The sequence below is a fragment of the Candidatus Nitrosopumilus sp. genome (assembly GCF_040878665.1).
Taxonomy (GTDB): Archaea; Thermoproteota; Nitrososphaeria; order Nitrososphaerales; family Nitrosopumilaceae; genus Nitrosopumilus.
This window is the reverse complement of the sequence record NZ_JBBDLU010000007.1, coordinates 125,759-142,954: the sequence shown is the minus strand read 5'-3', so window position 1 is coordinate 142,954 and position 17,196 is coordinate 125,759. Positions and strand designations below refer to the sequence as shown.

21 protein-coding genes are annotated in these 17,196 nt (G+C 33.5%); 9 read left to right on the top strand and 12 right to left on the bottom strand.

Annotation, left to right across the window (positions count from 1 at the left end; all coding sequences use genetic code 11):
• Nucleotides 1-2 precede the first annotated feature (2 nt).
• From WDZ98_RS07200 to WDZ98_RS07170, 7 genes are all read right to left on the bottom strand, one after another.
• Entirely contained in the window at nt 3-2,171 is a 2,169-nt protein-coding gene (locus WDZ98_RS07200) for a CDC48 family AAA ATPase (RefSeq protein WP_368059782.1), read from the bottom strand.
• 8 nt (nt 2,172-2,179) lie between these two features.
• Nucleotides 2,180-2,461, bottom strand: coding sequence for an elongation factor 1-beta (locus WDZ98_RS07195; RefSeq protein WP_368059784.1), 282 nt, complete (start codon nt 2,459-2,461; stop codon nt 2,180-2,182).
• A gap of 1 nt (nt 2,462) precedes the next feature.
• Entirely contained in the window at nt 2,463-2,642 is a 180-nt protein-coding gene (locus WDZ98_RS07190) for a zinc finger domain-containing protein (protein WP_368060953.1), read from the bottom strand.
• 53 nt (nt 2,643-2,695) lie between these two features.
• Nucleotides 2,696-3,832 (bottom strand): NAD(P)/FAD-dependent oxidoreductase, encoded by a 1,137-nt coding sequence (locus tag WDZ98_RS07185; protein WP_368059788.1) that lies wholly within the window; start codon nt 3,830-3,832, stop codon nt 2,696-2,698.
• Between the two features lie 355 nt (nt 3,833-4,187).
• Nucleotides 4,188-4,340 (bottom strand): hypothetical protein, encoded by a 153-nt coding sequence (locus WDZ98_RS07180; protein WP_368059790.1) that lies wholly within the window; start codon nt 4,338-4,340, stop codon nt 4,188-4,190.
• Nucleotides 4,333-5,505 (bottom strand): ATP-binding protein, encoded by a 1,173-nt coding sequence (locus tag WDZ98_RS07175; RefSeq protein WP_368059792.1) that lies wholly within the window; start codon nt 5,503-5,505, stop codon nt 4,333-4,335. Before WDZ98_RS07175 ends, WDZ98_RS07180 begins: the two co-directional genes overlap by 8 nt.
• A complete protein-coding gene (locus WDZ98_RS07170) occupies nt 5,502-6,485 on the bottom strand; it encodes a matrixin family metalloprotease (RefSeq protein ID WP_368059794.1) in 984 nt (327 codons plus the stop codon). The genes WDZ98_RS07175 and WDZ98_RS07170 overlap by 4 nt, the downstream gene beginning before the upstream one ends.
• 207 nt (nt 6,486-6,692) lie before the next feature.
• Here WDZ98_RS07170 and WDZ98_RS07165 point away from each other — a divergent pair, with 207 nt between their 5' ends.
• The 5 genes from WDZ98_RS07165 to WDZ98_RS07145 all read left to right on the top strand — a co-directional run bounded on the left by WDZ98_RS07165 (nt 6,693) and on the right by WDZ98_RS07145 (nt 10,956).
• Entirely contained in the window at nt 6,693-7,250 is a 558-nt protein-coding gene (locus WDZ98_RS07165; RefSeq protein ID WP_368059796.1) for a hypothetical protein, read from the top strand.
• Nucleotides 7,251-7,462: 212 nt separating this feature from the next.
• On the top strand, nt 7,463-7,816 hold the full coding sequence (pth2, locus tag WDZ98_RS07160; RefSeq protein WP_368059798.1) for a peptidyl-tRNA hydrolase Pth2: 354 nt from the start codon (nt 7,463-7,465) through the stop codon (nt 7,814-7,816).
• A gap of 51 nt (nt 7,817-7,867) precedes the next feature.
• On the top strand, nt 7,868-9,466 hold the full coding sequence (locus WDZ98_RS07155; protein WP_368059800.1) for a lyase: 1,599 nt from the start codon (nt 7,868-7,870) through the stop codon (nt 9,464-9,466).
• A complete protein-coding gene (gene truD / locus WDZ98_RS07150) occupies nt 9,463-10,659 on the top strand; it encodes a tRNA pseudouridine(13) synthase TruD (protein WP_368059802.1) in 1,197 nt (398 codons plus the stop codon). The genes WDZ98_RS07155 and truD overlap by 4 nt, the downstream gene beginning before the upstream one ends.
• Nucleotides 10,660-10,725: 66 nt before the next feature.
• Entirely contained in the window at nt 10,726-10,956 is a 231-nt protein-coding gene (locus WDZ98_RS07145; protein ID WP_368059804.1) for an Lrp/AsnC ligand binding domain-containing protein, read from the top strand.
• On the opposite strand, the gene WDZ98_RS07140 is transcribed toward WDZ98_RS07145, so the two are convergent.
• The gene (locus WDZ98_RS07140) at nt 10,953-11,156 is read right to left on the bottom strand and encodes a hypothetical protein (RefSeq protein ID WP_368059806.1); all 204 of its coding nucleotides are present in this window, start codon (nt 11,154-11,156) and stop codon (nt 10,953-10,955) included. The genes WDZ98_RS07145 and WDZ98_RS07140 overlap by 4 nt on opposite strands.
• Before the next feature lie 102 nt (nt 11,157-11,258).
• Between WDZ98_RS07140 and WDZ98_RS07135 the strand changes: the two genes are divergently transcribed.
• A complete protein-coding gene (locus tag WDZ98_RS07135; RefSeq protein WP_368059808.1) occupies nt 11,259-11,945 on the top strand; it encodes a hypothetical protein in 687 nt (228 codons plus the stop codon).
• Here WDZ98_RS07135 and WDZ98_RS07130 read toward each other — a convergent pair whose 3' ends face one another.
• Nucleotides 11,946-12,194, bottom strand: a complete 249-nt coding sequence (locus tag WDZ98_RS07130; RefSeq protein WP_368059810.1) for a hypothetical protein — start codon at nt 12,192-12,194, stop codon at nt 11,946-11,948.
• Between the two features lie 120 nt (nt 12,195-12,314).
• Here WDZ98_RS07130 and WDZ98_RS07125 point away from each other — a divergent pair, with 120 nt between their 5' ends.
• On the top strand, nt 12,315-12,815 hold the full coding sequence (locus WDZ98_RS07125) for a hypothetical protein (RefSeq protein ID WP_368059812.1): 501 nt from the start codon (nt 12,315-12,317) through the stop codon (nt 12,813-12,815).
• Here the strand turns inward: WDZ98_RS07125 and WDZ98_RS07120 are convergent.
• Complete coding sequence (locus WDZ98_RS07120) at nt 12,799-13,038, bottom strand: hypothetical protein (protein ID WP_368059814.1); 240 nt, start codon at nt 13,036-13,038, stop codon at nt 12,799-12,801. The two genes, WDZ98_RS07125 and WDZ98_RS07120, sit on opposite strands and share 17 nt — an antisense overlap.
• A 222-nt stretch (nt 13,039-13,260) precedes the next feature.
• A complete protein-coding gene (locus WDZ98_RS07115; protein WP_368059816.1) occupies nt 13,261-14,295 on the bottom strand; it encodes an alcohol dehydrogenase catalytic domain-containing protein in 1,035 nt (344 codons plus the stop codon).
• Nucleotides 14,296-14,415: 120 nt separating this feature from the next.
• Between WDZ98_RS07115 and WDZ98_RS07110 the strand changes: the two genes are divergently transcribed.
• Nucleotides 14,416-14,649, top strand: a complete 234-nt coding sequence (locus tag WDZ98_RS07110; RefSeq protein ID WP_368059818.1) for a hypothetical protein — start codon at nt 14,416-14,418, stop codon at nt 14,647-14,649.
• A 42-nt stretch (nt 14,650-14,691) separates the two neighbouring features.
• The gene (locus WDZ98_RS07105) at nt 14,692-16,719 is read left to right on the top strand and encodes a thioredoxin domain-containing protein (protein ID WP_368059820.1); all 2,028 of its coding nucleotides are present in this window, start codon (nt 14,692-14,694) and stop codon (nt 16,717-16,719) included.
• On the opposite strand, the gene WDZ98_RS07100 is transcribed toward WDZ98_RS07105, so the two are convergent.
• Complete coding sequence (locus WDZ98_RS07100; protein ID WP_368059822.1) at nt 16,716-17,036, bottom strand: hypothetical protein; 321 nt, start codon at nt 17,034-17,036, stop codon at nt 16,716-16,718. The two genes, WDZ98_RS07105 and WDZ98_RS07100, sit on opposite strands and share 4 nt — an antisense overlap.
• Between the last annotated feature and the right edge of the window lie 160 nt (nt 17,037-17,196).

Below are 17,196 nucleotides of genomic sequence, written 5' to 3'. Positions count from 1 at the left end.
TTTTATCCGTAGAATGTTTTATCCCCTGACTTTGGTACCACGTTAGATATACTTTCCTTTATTGTGTTGTACCATTGATCAACTTCTTTGGTAATTGATGGTCTTACACGTTTCAAACTATTTGCAAAGTCATGACTTGAAATTTTTGTCGAGTTGCTTCTCATTGCTTCTACTGCAGCTTCTCTGCAAAGTGCTGCCAAATCTGCTCCTGAATAATTTTGAGTAGCTACTGCAATCTCCTCTAATTTGACATCATTTGCCAATGGCATTTTTTTTGTTAAAATTTTGATTATCTCCAATCTGCCTTTCTCATCTGGTGGTCCAACATATAGTACCAAATCCAGCCTTCCTGTCCTTAACAGAGAAGTATCTAGCACATCTGGTCTGTTTGTGATTCCAATTACAACTACACGTGAAGATACTCCTTCTTCTATCTCAGTTAGTAGTTGACTAAGAACTGTCTCACTTGCTCCGCCCTCTCCTGATTTGTAACGAGCTAGAGAATCCAACTCATCAAAAATTACAACACACGGGGATGATGCTTTTGCTTTTCTAAATATCTCTCTTACTGCTTTTTCTGATTCTCCTAACCACTTTGAAAGTATCTCAGGACCTCTGACTAGAATCATGTTGGCCCCAGTTTCAGTAGCTAGTGCTCTACCAAGTAATGTTTTTCCACATCCGGGTGGCCCATAAATCAAAGCTCCTTTTGGTGGTTTTATTCCCATGGATGTGAATTTACTGGGCTCTTTCATTGCCATTATGAGATTATCTGTAAGTGATTTTTTGATATCATCTAGTCCTCCAACGTCTTGCCACCAAACTTTTGGTCGTTCAACGTAAAATTCCCTCATTGCAGTAGGGATTACTTCGTGCATTGCATCGTAAAAGTCAACTAGTTTAATTTGCATTGATTGCAATACCTCTGAAGGAATTTTTTCAGTTTCAAGGTCTATCTCTGGCAGATATCTTCTAATTGATTTTAGTGCAGCTTCTCTGCAAAGTGATTTGATATCTGCACCTGTGTATCCGTGCAATTCTGATGATAAATCTTTAAGATCAATATCGTCACTAATTGGCATTCCTCTTGTATGAATTTCAAGAATCTCCAATCTTCCATCTTCATTAGGTACTGATATCTCAAATTCTCTATCAAATCTACCTGGTCTTCTAAGTGCTGGATCAACACTGTCAGGTCTGTTTGTTGCCCCAAGTACAATGACGTTACCTCTATCGTTTAATCCATCCATTAATGCTAATAGTTGAGCCACTACTCTTTTTTCCACATCACCATATGCCTCTTCTCTTTTTGGTGCTATTGCATCAATTTCATCTATGAAAATTATACTTGGAGAATTGTCTTTAGCTTCTTTGAAAATCTCTCTTAATTTTGCTTCTGTCTCGCCGTAATATTTGTTCATAATTTCTGGACCATTAATTGGAAACATGTTTGCTTCTGATTCACTTGCCATTACTTTAGCAAGTAATGTTTTTCCACATCCAGGTGGGCCGTAAAGTAAAATCCCACTATGTGGTTCAACTCCTAATCTTGCAAATAATTCTGGATGTTTTAATGGTAATTCTACAATCTCCCTCATTGCTTTAATTTCACGTCTTAATCCTCCTACTTCTTCATATGTCACTCTGACTTTTCTATCACCTGATGTTTCAGTTGAAATGCTGAGATTTGTAGTGCGGTCTATCTTAACTACTCCTTTTGGAGTTGTTTTTGTAATTTCAAAGTCCATGGAATTCCCTAAAATCATCACAGAAATCTCATCACCGTGTGTGATAGGTAACCCTTTGAGTCTATTCTTTACAAAGTCTGTGAATTCTTTATCCACAGTTACTGAATCAGTAACTGGTGTTAGAGCAACTGATTTTGCAAACTTTGATGTTACTTTTCTAATTTTTACAAAATCATTCAGTGATGCTCCTACATTTTTTCTTGTTTGTCCGTCAACTCTTATGGTTTCTGGTAGTTTCTCATCTTCGTCTACTGGCCAAACAACTGCACAGCTAGTTCTTGAACCCATTATCTCAATAATGTCTCCTGGTGTTACTCTGAGAAAATCCATGGCTTCAGGACCTATTCTGGCGCGTTTCTTGCCTACGTCTCGTTGTTTTGCTTCTCCGATTCTCATCTGCAAAGGTTCTTCTTTGCGTACCAAAAAATCACCTATTTCATGTCAACTGACATTCGACTCATGTTGAGTACTTCAAATTCACTCACGCCGTCAATTGATCTTACTGCTTCTTCTAATGAGTCCATCTGTCCTTCTTCATCATTAACAACAAATTCTGCTTTAATGCATTCTAATCCGAATGCTAATGGTTCTTTTGCATGTCTTTTCATAGTAATTCCTTCTTTTAATCCCCCTTTGATGGACTCTGCTAATTTATCAAGATCTACATCCATTCCAGTTGGAAGAATTTTTGTAACTAGTAGTAACTGTGTCATTTTATGGTCCTATTGTATTACATGAAGTGCAAGTATAGTTTCTTGCTGCCTCTCTGCAACTTTGGCATCTCCAAATTAAATCGACACCGCAACTAGGGCAATTGAATTTTACACATTTATCGTTAGGCATAATTGGTCTGTGGCAACAACTACATGTTGGCAAAGAAATCGTAGATGACATGCTCAAATTTTCTCCAAACATCATTTATATCTTCCTTAGAAATTAAGCGTGTTTTAACTTAGTAATTTTTTAATTTCTCCACCAATTAGAGTTTGGGCAGTTTTAATCGAACCTTTCACTCCCAGTAATTTTATGATGGAACCAGTATGAAAATCAAAATCATCTTTTTCTGAAATTTCTTTTGTAATCTCGGGTGTGATTGAATCAAATAGTTTGTTAATTGTGTTATTATCAATTCGTTCTAAAATTTTTCTTGCTAAAGTTTGTTTTTCAAATTCTTTACCAAAACGATTCATCCATCTTTTCTGATATTCTTCAAGATCTGTTTTGTTATTTGTTTTCAAAAATTTTGATATTGCTTGTCCTGCATACACTCCTCCAATGCCACTAGTAAAAATTCCTCCAGCTGTTGTTGGCTTTGCCTGTCCTGCAGCATCACCTATGATCACTGTTTTTCCCTCTATGAAATCTTTAATGGGTCCTTTGATCCATATCGGTGCAAAAATTTTCCTTATTGTTGAGAACTCTCCTTTCTCTTTGAGAAAGGTATCTATTGCTTCAGATACATTGATCCCTTTTCCTGCGACTCCAACTTTTCCTTTACCCTCATTGGATGGAATTATCCATGCAAAGAATCCTGGATATTTTTCTTGATCAAAAATTACTTCTACTTTTCCTTTTTTTATCCAATCCGCATAGATTTCATATTGTGCAGATGATAAAATTCCAGTCCTGTCTTTGTGAATTAGTGATGACACTCCTCTTGCATCTACAAAAATTTTACAATCAATTCTTTCTTCATTTGTTCTGATTCCTGTGTCTGTAATCTCTTGAAAACTAGTTCTAACTTTGATTGTTGCTCCGTTTTTTTGAGCTTGAAAAGCGATTTGCTTGTCTAATTCTCTTCTGCTAATCTCTATTACTTTTTGCTTCTTTGAATTAATGGTAAAATTATTTCCATTTGGTGATGTAATTGTTGCAGATTCAATCATATGATCAAAAGTTTTTCTAAATGGTATTACTCCTAACTCCTCTAATCCTGCGATACTGACTAATCCTCCACAATGTTCAGGAGTTCCTATCTCATAGTCTTCCTCAATCACAAGTACTGAAAAACCATTTAAAGAAATTTCTCTGGCACACAGCAATCCTGCAACACTTCCACCTGCAATTACTACGTCAAATCTCACAGATTTTGTTTCTTTGCCAATTATTTAATTCAATTATTTATGCATGTCAGGTATATGGATGATATATTATACACTATAACAGGCTTGGCAAGCGTCTTGTCATTGTACACGCCTTGGCAGGTTTGTTATTGAAGAATGTTGGATTAATCTTGTGACTTTGGTTTTATGCAGTATTCTTAATCATCATACATGATATTTCTGAAAAAAAGAAAATAGATCTGCGTTCAAAAATTATAAGAAACCATTAGAATTTTAGATATTTTTTAACTGTTATTCATTCTTTGTAGAAACTCTTGTTGTTTCACTTGACATTTACGTCTTAAATCCTCTAAAGTTAATTCCTCTATTGCCTGAGTTATTCTGACATCCCCTTCTTAGATATAATGCCAAAACATGGGATATCTGGTCTAGGATCACATTTTTTGTGAAAGAATCTACTATCATACAAAATACATTCTTCAGATAGTTCGAATTTATTTTTACATACTCCGCACTCAAAACTAGACATTTTTTGAAATCTCCTGACTCAGCGGTAAAATTATATGAATTTCTGTACCTTTGCCAGATCCTTCAGATTTTGCAAAAATTTTGCCTCCATGAGATTGGATAATTCCACCTGCAATTGTCAGGCCCAACCCACTACCACCGTGACTCCTGGTCATGGATGAATCTGCTTGATAAAATTTAGAGAATATTTTACTTAGAACTTTTTTTTGTATTCCAATTCCATTGTCTCTTACAATGATGTAGGCATTATTGCCATGTTGTTTCAAACTAATGTGGATTTTACCGTCTGTTTGAGGACAAAAGTCTATGGCGTTTAAAATAAGATTATTTAACACTTGTTTCAGTCGGGCCGAATCACAAAAACACAAAATGTTGGGTATTAGAGACAAAGTTATGAGAATTTTTTTGTCAAGTGCATTTTGAGTAAAGTTTTCTACGCTGTTGTTAATGAGCACATCAAGTGGATGTGTCTCTTGTTTCAAGGTGAATGTGTTTAACTCCATTTTCTGAACATCTAAAAGATCACCTATTAGATATTCTAGAGACTCCCCACTGTTTTTAATCTGTGTTATGATTTGTTTTTGTTTTGGATTCAGTATTCCAAATGCGTTTTGAAGTAATATGTCAGTATAACTCTTAATTGGAACTAGAGGCGTCTTCAATTCATGTGCCACCATTGCCAAAAATGAGTCTTTTTGAACAGTCAATTTTATCAGATTATCATATTGTCTTTTTATTATTTTTTCATTTTTTATGACTTTATCATGTAATTCGGTTAATTTCGTAATGTCACTAATTACAGTATTACTTCCAACTAAAAGTCCTTGAGAGTCAAGAATATTTGTGGCGTTCAATAAGACTGGAAAAATATCTCCATTCTTTTTCTTCATCAATAGATTGGCGTTTCCAACTTTGCCAGTCTGTTTCCATCGCAAAAATGTATCCGTTAATTTTTTTATGCTTTCATCAGCAACATGCTCGAATATTGATTTTCCAACAACTTCCTCTTTACAATATCCTAGCGTGTGACAGTACATATTGTTGCATTCGATAATTATACCGTTTTTATCAATAGTACGCAACATAACTGGTAAATCTTCATATGCTTGGCGATAAAATTTAATGAATACGTTATCTCTTTGTTCTAATTGATGATTTTTTATCATATTTCACATACAACCTCACTTTGTTTGTTACCATTATACAATGAAACAATTGCATCGATATTACAGTCAGAAATGAATGGTATTGAAGTAGTGATAGTTGGATACATCAAATCTTCAGGAGCAGTAGAATGTGCTAAACCTATAGCATGTCCAAATTCATGTCTTAGGATGGTAGCGAATTGATTTTTGGATAATTCATCTACATCATAGATAGTAATACGTGATTTAAGAATTTGATTTTCTTGTAATAGTGAAGTTGTAAATCCACTTATACCATCAGGACTTTTCTGAGTAGTTAATGTAATTATGATGTCTCCCGATGACTGGGATTTATCAGAATGGAGAATTTCAAAAGTAGATGGTATTGAATGGATGGTTTTCTCTGAAATACTTTTTAGTGCACCACTCCATCCAAGATAATTTACAGATTCAGTTCCTTTAGGCCCTTTATGCAATATTGAATTATCTACATTGATCTTTTCTTCAGATAAAATTACATTTTCCAACTCATGGTAATAATCAGCATTAATTAGATTAGATCCCACTATACCTACATACAAAGGTCGATTAGATGGTATGTCCCAATAATTCCAAGTGTCTATTGTGTCGCCTTTTAAATTTTGAACTAAATACTGAGTATCAAAAGATACAGGATGATGCTCACTGCTTAATTGTAAACCTATGGCACAAGAACTCCCTAAAATGATACCAGTTATGATTATTTTTTTTAGAACTGGATTGATTTTATAATTTTTTATGTTTTTTCTAATCAAATTATTTGAATAATGTTCATTTTCAAATGTTTGGAAATCAAAATTATTTGAATTAATGTCTATCAAAGTATTTTTTTGATGGGTCTTATGTAATGAGGATATAATTTCATGGTTTTTACAAAGTTCTTGATTTAGCAAAATAGATTTTTCATGTAATAGTTGTTCTATTTGCTCATCAAGTATGTAGAATTTGTTACTTGTGGACATATCATATTACTATCATATGATAATAATATATACTAGGTTTACATTGTATACAAAAAATACAGGATACTAAAGAAAAAGGAGATAAATACCATAATATAATTTTATTTTATTATAACCATAATCTATTGAAATATTATATTATGAAAATCATGTAATTACTTATTATTACATTTACATCGTTATATATCACGTGTATGTATGACGTACGTGCCTGTAGAAAACAAACAAGAGAGGACGTCCGTATTCTCAATCAGAATAAAAGATTCAGTTAAAGAAAAACTTGAAGCAGAAAGCAAAATTCAGAAGGTTAATTCATGTACATTAATTAATCAAATTATTGTGAAATATCTTGATTGGGATAGATTTGGGAAAGATATAGGTTCTGTATGTGTGACAAAGAAATATCTAAGAGCAATACTATCTGATCAGGACAAGACTCAAGTCATTCATATTGCAAAATTTGTCTCCGCACCTAGTTTCAAGGACATAATTCTGTTTATGCATAATAAAGTAACTTATCAGAGTATTCTAACCACAATAAAAGATTGGTTAGAACGTTCACATTTTCAGTTTAGGTTTGTAGATGACGGAACAGACTCCTTTATCATTCAACATGAAATGGGTGATAAATGGCCATTACATTTTTTGAATATGATTACCCCATTGTTTGTTGAAGTGGCCTATGATGTAAATGAAATCGATTTTAATGAAACTAATTTATGTTTTAAAATTGTAAAACTGGAAATTGCAAATTTACAAAAATAAATTTAAGAATTTAAAAATAATTCAAAAATAAGTTATGTTTGCCCCTCATCTGCAAAAACATCTGGTTGGGGCTACAATGACTTGATTATCTTTGTTACAAATGGATAAACAATGAAAATCATATTTTTGGTCGGATCGCTGAAATAAATAAGCTCGGAAAGTACAACACTTTAATTCAAAAGTTTTTCATTAGGCCTGTATTTGGTAATGTTATGGGTGATATCAAACAGGTGATTGTTGTTAGAACTGATCTTGAAATGGGAAAAGGAAAGATTGCAGCACAAGTAGGGCATGCTTGTGTACTTGGAGCAGAGCATGTTAGAAAATCTCATCCTGAATGGTATGATCAATGGTGGGCAGGACAAGAAAAAGTAGTCCTCAAAGTTTCTGGCATCAAAGAATTACAAGAAGTAAAAAGACATGCAATTGATTTGAATCTTCCATGGTCTGAGGTTTCTGATGCTGGCCATACCCAGCTTGCCCCTGGAACCACAACATGCATTTCTATTGGACCTGCTCCGGAAAATCTAATTGATAAAATAACAGGAGGTCTAAAATTATTATGACTTTTCTAGTGTTGGAATAAGATATAACAAGGCTTTACTATTTTTTGAAATATGAAGAAGAAAGGTGTCATTGTAACTGCCTTTTTTGGATTTATTTTACTTTCTTCAACTGTGATGATCACTCTTCCTGGACTTATTCCAGCAGATGATTCCCCAGAAATTACGATTACTGGAACTCCTGCAGATAATTACCCTGATGAGGAGCGTCCTAGACGTTGTGGCTCAAGTGATGCAAAGTCTACTGATTACGTACAAGAGTTTTCTATTCAAACTGATTGTACTAATCCTTTAGCTATAGTGTCTGATCCTGATGGAAATATTTGGTTTGCACAATCTAATACTGGTAATTTGGCAAAATTTGATCCTAACACTGAAACATTTACTGAATATGAGAATCCATCATGGCCTGCAGGTTTACAATCTACAATTTGGGGAATTGACTATGCTCCAGATGGTTCACTATGGTTCACTGACGATACTAATGACTCAATATGGAAATTCTCAACAATTGATGAACAATATACTAGAATATCATATCCTTCTGAAGGAAACTCAATGCCTCAAAAATTGAAAATGAATGGTTCTTTAATTATTGTTAATGATTTTTACGGAAACAAAATTACTTTTCTGGATCCAACTCAGTCTGCTGATAATGTAGTGTATCTTAGTGTGCCTTCTCCTTTAGTTGTGAATAACACTGCTCCATTCACTGCAGACTTTACTGTTGACAAAAATGATGATGTTTGGTACACTAATTGGTTATTCCAACAAGGAGGGGTACTAGTAAAATTTAATCAAAATGAATACTTTGATTCTATTGCAAATTTTGAACAAACACTTCCTTTACACGAATTCATTGATTTTTATCCATTTCCTAGAGAACTAGGTGCTCCAAATGGTATAGTTGCAAACAATGACTCTATTTGGTTAGCCGATACTACTTCGTCTTCCTTGTTTAATTTTGATACTGTAACTAACCAATTCACACAATATTCAATATCTGATCCTCTTCCAAATACTTTTGGCAATCAAACAGGAGTGATAAAATCTCCAGTTTCAATGCCGTATTGGCTTGATGTAGATAGTCAAGAACGCATTGTATTCAATACATATGCTGCAAATAATATTTCTGTACTCGATCCAAAATCGCAATCTCTTGTAGAATACCACGTTCCGTCAAAGAATCCGTATTGGACTGATTGTGATCCTGGAACCGGAATGATGATCGATGACTGCGGCATTGCACAAATTTTAGATTTTACAGTTGATGGTGAAAAAATATGGTTCACTGAAATGGCAGAAAATAACATTGGGGTAGTTGACACTTTGGTTCCATTGCCCCTTGAAATTCAATTTAAATCTGATTCAGTAACTATGGCGCCTGGGAATTCACAGGACTTTGAGTTTGTTATTGCGTCTCAATCTTCACAAGATTTGATGGATGTTTCATTAATTTTATCGTCTACTGGTTTTCTTAATGTTGATGTAAATTCTCCACAAACGTTTCAATTAGATGCTGATATACCACGTTTGATTTCTGCAACTATCAGTGCATCTAATGATGCTGTACCTGGTACATACAAAGTACTACTTGGTGCACAACTACCTGATGTTGCCGTTAGCAAATATGTTACAGTGACAATAGAGTGATTCCTGACTTAGACTCTCAAATTGGTATTACCGTATACAGTACGCAATTTCCAGGTATTGGGGGGAAAATTAGAGTTGAACCTGAAGACTTTCAAGTTACTGAAATACTTTCTGAAAAAGTACAAAATGCAATAAAGGATCAAGACGGTTATGCAGTATACAAACTAAAAAAGAAAAAAATCGATACTAATCATGCACTAACTGGAATTTTTAAAACAAAAGGTTTACGACTAAAATCTCTTGGATTAAAAGATGCATCAGCAATAACTGAACAGTTTGTCTGTTCTGGAAATAAAGGAAAGGCAATAGAAAATTTTTCTACTGACAAGTACTCTCTTGAAAAAATAGGCTATACAAAAAAACCTCTAACAAAAAAAGATATGATTGGAAATCATTTTAAATTAAAAATAACAGATTGCCAAAATCGATTATCATCTTTTACAGATTATGACAAAATTCTGAATTTTTATGGCTATCAGCGTTTTGGCTCAAAAAGACCTGTGACTCATTTAATTGGTAAGGCAATTTTACATAGGGACTTCAAAAAAACTGTTGAACTAATTCTGTCCTTTACGTCTATACATGATTCTAAGGAAAACACTGAGATTCGTGAAAAACTTGTTGATAGGGAAAACTATGAAAAATACTTTGATAGTGTTCCTTCATCAATGGATGTTGAAAAAATCGTTCTCAAAGAAATGATTGAACATGATGATCCAATCAGGGCAATTCGAGCCATTCCTTTACCGCTGAGAAGATTTTACATTCAAGCTTATCAGTCTTTTATTTTCAATCAATCTCTAAGCTCTGCATTCTTAGATGGTGAAAATCTCTTTGAGTCTCACTCTGGTGATGTTTGTTTTGATCTTCGTGGTATTATTGGCAAACATGTTAATGGTTTGGATCAAAATTTGGCCTTGCCGTTTGTTGGGTATTCGTATTACAAAAAAACAAGATTTGATTTTCAAATCTCTAAAATACTAAAGCAAGAAGAAATTACTCCTAAAGATTTCTTTATCAAAGAAATGCAAGAGGTCAGCAGTGAAGGTGGCTTTAGACAAGCTGCAATACACTGTTCTAATTACTCATCTAGTGATAATGTTGTCGAATTTTCACTTTCTAGAGGATCTTTTGCAACAATTGTATTGCGCGAGATTATGAAACCTCAAGATCCGATGATTGCTGGGTTTTGAGATCTTTTTTAAAACAATTCTCTAGCTGTCTTTAAGTTGATGTTTTTTTAAGAAATTATGATTTAATTGGAAAAAGCGTACATGCTAATTAGTTGTGAAATGGGAGAAGAACAATCCCTTTATTTACAATTAAAAGAAATTCCTGAAGTCAAAAATTGTTTGATAACTTATGGTAACTATGATCTAGTTGCAGAATTTATAACTGATACTTCTTCACAACTCAATGAAATTATCACATCTAAAATTAGAAAGATTCAAAAAATTAAAAGTACAATTACTTTGCGTGTAACAGACTAATTCTTTTTAAGAATTAAAATCCCTGCACCAAAAATAGCAATTCCTACAATGATAATTTCTATACCATAAGTAATCCAATCTGGATTTGAGTACATGAAAGATGATTCAGGACCTACTATTGATTGTCCTTGAAGGTGAAACAATCCACCAAAAATTATGATGACAGTTCCTACTATGACTAGTATTTTTCCCTCTCTCATGGATTTCTACTTGATTTCCATTAAAAAGGGTAAACAGAATTGATAATTTGACCAAATGATTTTCTGATTTGATCTTTAATGAGTTTCTTTAGATGTCATAAAATGACTAACTGGGATAATTTTGAAGAACCTCATGGTCGTAGTCATGTTGGTTTGATTCTATTTACTGCTTCAGCCTCACTTGCAATTCTTTTGTATCTTGTCTTTCACCCTCAGATTGAATCAATCAACAAGGAATCTCCAATTCTAATCAACCTCATGTTTATCCCTGCTATGGCGGTAGGTTTTCTTTACGGCATCAAAATTACTGAACGAGCAGTAAGGCCATCAGAAATTCGCAGTCCTATCAAAAGGTCAATTGTGAAGATATTCCTATTCTTTTTTGTCATAGGTGGGATGTTCAGTGCTGTAAATTTTGCTTTAAACGGAGGAAGTGTTATGCCCGACATTTCAATTTTGGATGACGGTCTTTTACCATGGGTACATAGTTTTGTAACTGCAAACGGTGGTGCAACTTTTCTAATTATTACTAGTATTGGTTTGATGGCAGGTGCCACTAAAAGAATTGTTGGACTGAATACTGGATTTGTAAATAGATTGGTAACTTTTGTTGGAACATTTGTATTTTTTACGATGCTTGTTTTGAGTTTCACAAAATCTGATCCTACGTCATCTGGTGTCTTTTTGTATACTTTCTATCAAGCAGGTATTATTGGGGGTGCATTTTATGCAATGAACAAACTCACCAAAAATCAAAACATGCTCGAAGATTTTACTAATGGATACTAGTTATTTTTCAAGGTCTACATAAATTCCTGAGGCTTTGTTGTTAATTCTGTCCCAGTATTTTTCACACCCATCTGCTTTGAAATCATTCTTTTTACATTCGTTGAAATGATTGGTGTTGTCCCTTTGCATGTTATCTGCAAATAATACATCATTTCCTATTGCTAATGCTATGAGTCCAATTGCAGCTAAACTAGCTGCTACTACAATCATGGAATATCCTACTTTTGCATAATTGTGGGGCTCTTTCATTTATGGAAAATCAATAGCTCTTGAATTTAATCTTTTCAAGTTAAGATTTTGCGATCAAAATAATCATACTAGTGTATTTTTTGGGAAAAGATGAAAAGAAAGTATTCAAAAATACTATCATTGAGCATTCAAATCCTTCAGTATGAATTTCTTGGGCCTATTCCACTTGAAGAATGGGGTCCTCCAATGGAAAAATTGGTCTATTTGATTCTCTCAAGAGATAAAGACAAATTCAATATCATTTATGCAGGTGAATGTGGTAAGACTGATGATAAGGCATTCTTTGTTCAACACTCTGGATACAAATGCTGGATTCAGCATTCAGGATCTGAAAAATCAATTCATTTAGCAATATTGCCATTGTTTGAATTCAGTGATGAACACAGACAAAATATTCTAAATAAGATACTGATTCACTACAAACCCGCATGTAACTCTGAAGACATTCCTATCACAAAACCTGATTATGTTGTTAGACATTCTAAGCAAAATGTAGCAGATGAGGAAAAACATCTATGCCTTTGCTGTGGTTCTGAAATGAAACCTGAGAAACAACTTGAAAAATCTACTCTCTTTCGATGTATTAGTTGCGGGTTAAGTGATACTAGGATTGATTCCTAGTTTTGTTTTGAACATCAAACAATTGCAATGTCAGTAAATCAATCGCTTTTTTCAAATGTTGAAACTCGTTGATTGAATGAATTTGGCCTTCCACTAGCGCTCTTTGAATTTTGACAGAGTTTTTTTGATGTTCATCTGATGCAACAATTTCCATAGCGTTAAGTTTTGATAACAAATTATCTAGTTCTTTTATCATCTCATCTGATGGCTTATGTTTATCCATGTTCATCTAAAACTGATTTTGATATATGAATTGTTACAAGAGGTCTTCATCAATTTTTTGAATTGGATCTATATACTGCGAACACGTACATGTGGGAATCTGACATTTTCCTACTTTGATAAGTGAGTTACTTGTGTCATTTGGAATATGTACCTCATCAGTATGGTGACATCTATTACAATTCATAATGAAAAATTAATCATCCTTTATTTAAGCCAAGAATTACGGAATTAACACAGCTCTAGCTTCAATTTCAGAATTTTTTAGTTTTTTGAGTACTTCATTTGCTTTTTCTAATGGGTATATTTCAGAAATTACCTCGATATTTTCATCAGTGCATATTTTGATTACTTGCTCCATGTCTTTAGTTGATCCTATTACTGTGCCTCTGATTGTTTTTTCTTCAAATGCCATAAATGCTGGATTTTCTCCTACGGTTGCAATCACAATTAATCCACCCTTCTTTACTGATTTTATTGCAGTGTCTGTAACAATATCTGCTGGAGCAAATACTATGGCAGCATCTAGCATTCCATGTTTTTCTTTTAACATTCTTAGAAATTCTTGTTGACTCTCTGAAAATACTATTGCATCTGTTGCTCCAAGTCTTTTTGCAACATCAAGATGCTTCTGTGATCTAGAAAATGCAATCACTTTGCACTTTTCTACTCTTGCAAATTGTATTGCCATGTGACCTACTCCTCCAATTCCGAAAATTCCAATTTTCTTGTCCTGTTTTGGTTCTGCTGCTACAACTGCTTTGTATCCAGTTATTCCTGCACAAAACAATGGTGCAGCATATTCAGGTTTCATATTTTCTGGAACTTTGGTTGCAAAATCTTCAAGCACTGTAATGTATTCTGCATATCCGCCTTTGAAAGATTCTCCTGTGATTATTGATGATTCACACAGATGCTCTTTTCCCTCTTTACAATACTGACAATTTTTACATGCTTCTAAAAGTGGTGTAATTCCTGCTCTATCACCAACTTTGAATTTTGTAACTCTGTCTCCGATTTGAATTACTTTTCCTACTATCTCATGACCTGGAACTGTTGGCAATGCAGGTGGAATTCCAATATCTTTCCAATCTCCTTCAATTCCATGCAGTTGAGAATGGCAAACTCCACAAGCTTCTATTTTTAATAGAATTTCATTTGATCTTTTAATCTCATGCTTATCAATTTGAGTGAGTTTTAATGGATTTGTTTCAATTTTGGCACATTCAGAAAGTACCATTGCACGCATTTTTTCCATGATTTCAAAAATAAAACATGAAATTTTAAGATTCGTTAATTGAATTATTCATGGGTTGAATTTGCCTCTAGCCCTGCTTTTACACTAAGATTTATTTGCAAAATTGATAAAATTCTGAACATGACTGAAATTTCTGATGAAGATCGTCAAAGAGTAGAATTTTTACAACGTATTTCAAGTTCTAAACATGAATTTAAGAAATTTTCTTTGGAAGAATTGAAACGATTACAAGAATTAGTTGAAAAAAAAGATTACAGCCATGATAAAAAAGCACATAAATCTAAAGTGAAATTACTTGGAAAAATTAATGTTAGAATCTATGAATTAACAGAAGGTAAAGGTATCTGGGGTTAATCTTTCAATTAGGTACTAATATTCAAATGAGTTTGACTAAATGTGGTTGAAAATAATCTAATTCATGAAAGTAGTCCCTATTTACTTCAACATGCTAACAACCCTGTTGATTGGTATGGTTGGAATGACATAGCATTAAAAAAAGCAAAAGATGAAAATAAACCAATTTTTCTAAGTGTTGGTTATAGCTCTTGTCATTGGTGTCATGTTATGGCGCATGAATCATTTGAAAATGAAGATGTTGCTCAATTTATGAATGAAAATTTTGTTAACATAAAAGTTGACAGAGAGGAAAGACCTGACATTGATGATATCTATCAAAAAGTTTGTCAGATAGCTACTGGCCAAGGCGGATGGCCTTTGAGTGTTTTTCTTACTCCTGATCAAAAACCGTTCTATGTTGGAACTTATTTTCCTGTCTTGGATTCCTATGGCCGCCCCGGCTTTGGAAGTATTTGTAGACAACTTTCGCAAGCATGGAAAGAGAAACCACGAGATATTGAATCTGCGGCTGATAAATTTATCGACACATTACATAAAACAGAAACAATTCAAACTCCTACAACATTAGAGCGCGTCATTCTAGATGAAGCCGCATTAAACTTGTTTCAATTAGGCGATGCTACATATGGTGGATTTGGCTCTGCCCCAAAATTTCCCAACGCTGCAAATGTGTCATTTCTTTTCAGATATTCTAAACTCTCAGGTCTAAGTAAATTCAATGATTTTGCGCTTAAAACTCTCAACAAAATGGCCAAAGGTGGGATCTTTGATCAAATTGGTGGTGGTTTTTCTAGATATTCCACTGATGCAAAATGGTTAGTACCTCACTTTGAAAAAATGCTTTATGACAACGCATTGATTCCAGTAAACTATGCTGAAGCATATCAAATTACCAAGGATCCTTTTTACCTTGATATTTTAAAAAAAACACTTGATTTTGTTTTACGTGAAATGACATCTCCTGAAGGTGGTTTTTACTCTGCTTACGATGCTGATTCAGAAGGTGTAGAAGGAAAATTCTACGTGTGGAAGAAAAGTGAAATTAAAGAAATTCTAGGAAGTGATGCTGATCTTTTCTGCCTGTATTATGATGTGACTGATGGTGGTAATTGGGAAGGAAATAATATTTTGTGTAATAATCTTAATGCATCAACTGTGGCATTTAATTTTGGGATTTCTGAATCTGAAGTTCATAAGATTGTAAAATCATGCGGTGAAAAATTATTAAAGGCTCGTTCTACTAGAGTTCCTCCAGGATTAGATGATAAAATATTAGTTTCTTGGAATTCTTTGATGATAACTGCATTTGCAAAAGGATATCGTGTAACAAATGATTCCAAATATCTTAATGCTGCTAAAAACTGTATTTCTTTTATTGAAAAAAGTCTTCTAAATAATGACAAACTGTTACGAACTTACAAAAATGGCTCTGCAAAAATTAATGGATATCTTGAGGATTATTCGTATTTTGTCAACGCACTATTGGATGTATTTGAAATTGAACCTGATTCAAAATACCTTAAACTGTCTCTGAAATTGGGTAACTATCTAGTGGATCACTTTTGGGATGCAAAAAACAACAGTTTCTTTATGACTTCTGATATTCATGAGGGATTAATTATTCGTCCAAAAAGTAACTATGACTTGTCTTTACCTTCTGGCAATTCTGTTTCTGCTTTTGTAATGCTTAGACTTTACCATCTCTCTCAAGAACAAACTTTTCTTGGCATTGCCATAAAAATAATGGAATCTCAGGCACAAATGGCAGCTGAAAATCCTTTCGGATTTGGGTATTTGCTAAATACTATCTCCATGTATATTCAAAAACCTACCGAGATTACAATTATCAATACTGAAAATTCTGCGATTTGCTCATCATTGTTTTCAAATTATTTGCCAAACTCTATTATGGTGAGTATTTCCAGTTCTGCTCAACTCGAAAGCCTTTCTGAATATCCTTTCTTTGCTGGAAAACTTTTTGAAGATAAAACATCTGTATTTGTTTGTAAAGATTTTACCTGTTCTTTGCCTTTGCACACATTAGATGAGATAAATTCACATCTTTAGATTTTTTTTAAATCTATTTCAATTATGCTTCCAACTTGAGGTCTTCCCATCTTGTCATATCTTGATTTTGGCATTGCAATTGTGATTTGTGTTTGTTGATATGATTTTATGTTGACCGTTGGCTGTGCTTGTAAAATTGCTTCTAGTAGAGGCATTACTTGCTCTTTGGTTTCTTCATCTAGTCTTTTTGAAACATTATCTATTATCATTTGTTTTTGTGAGATTGGTTCAGTTGAAATATTCTCAATCAATGTTAATTGCACAATTTGACCATTATCTACTATTTGTGTTATCTTAAACTCATTTGTATCTGACATTATTTTGTTGAGTATCTCTTGTGATTTATCTTTAACGAATTGAAAAATATAGTGCTATCACTGCAGTTACAACTGCTGCAGTTACCCCTAATCCAAAAATTATCTTACTCCCATCCACATTCATGGTATTTGTTTGTAATAGTTGGAATTAAATCATACT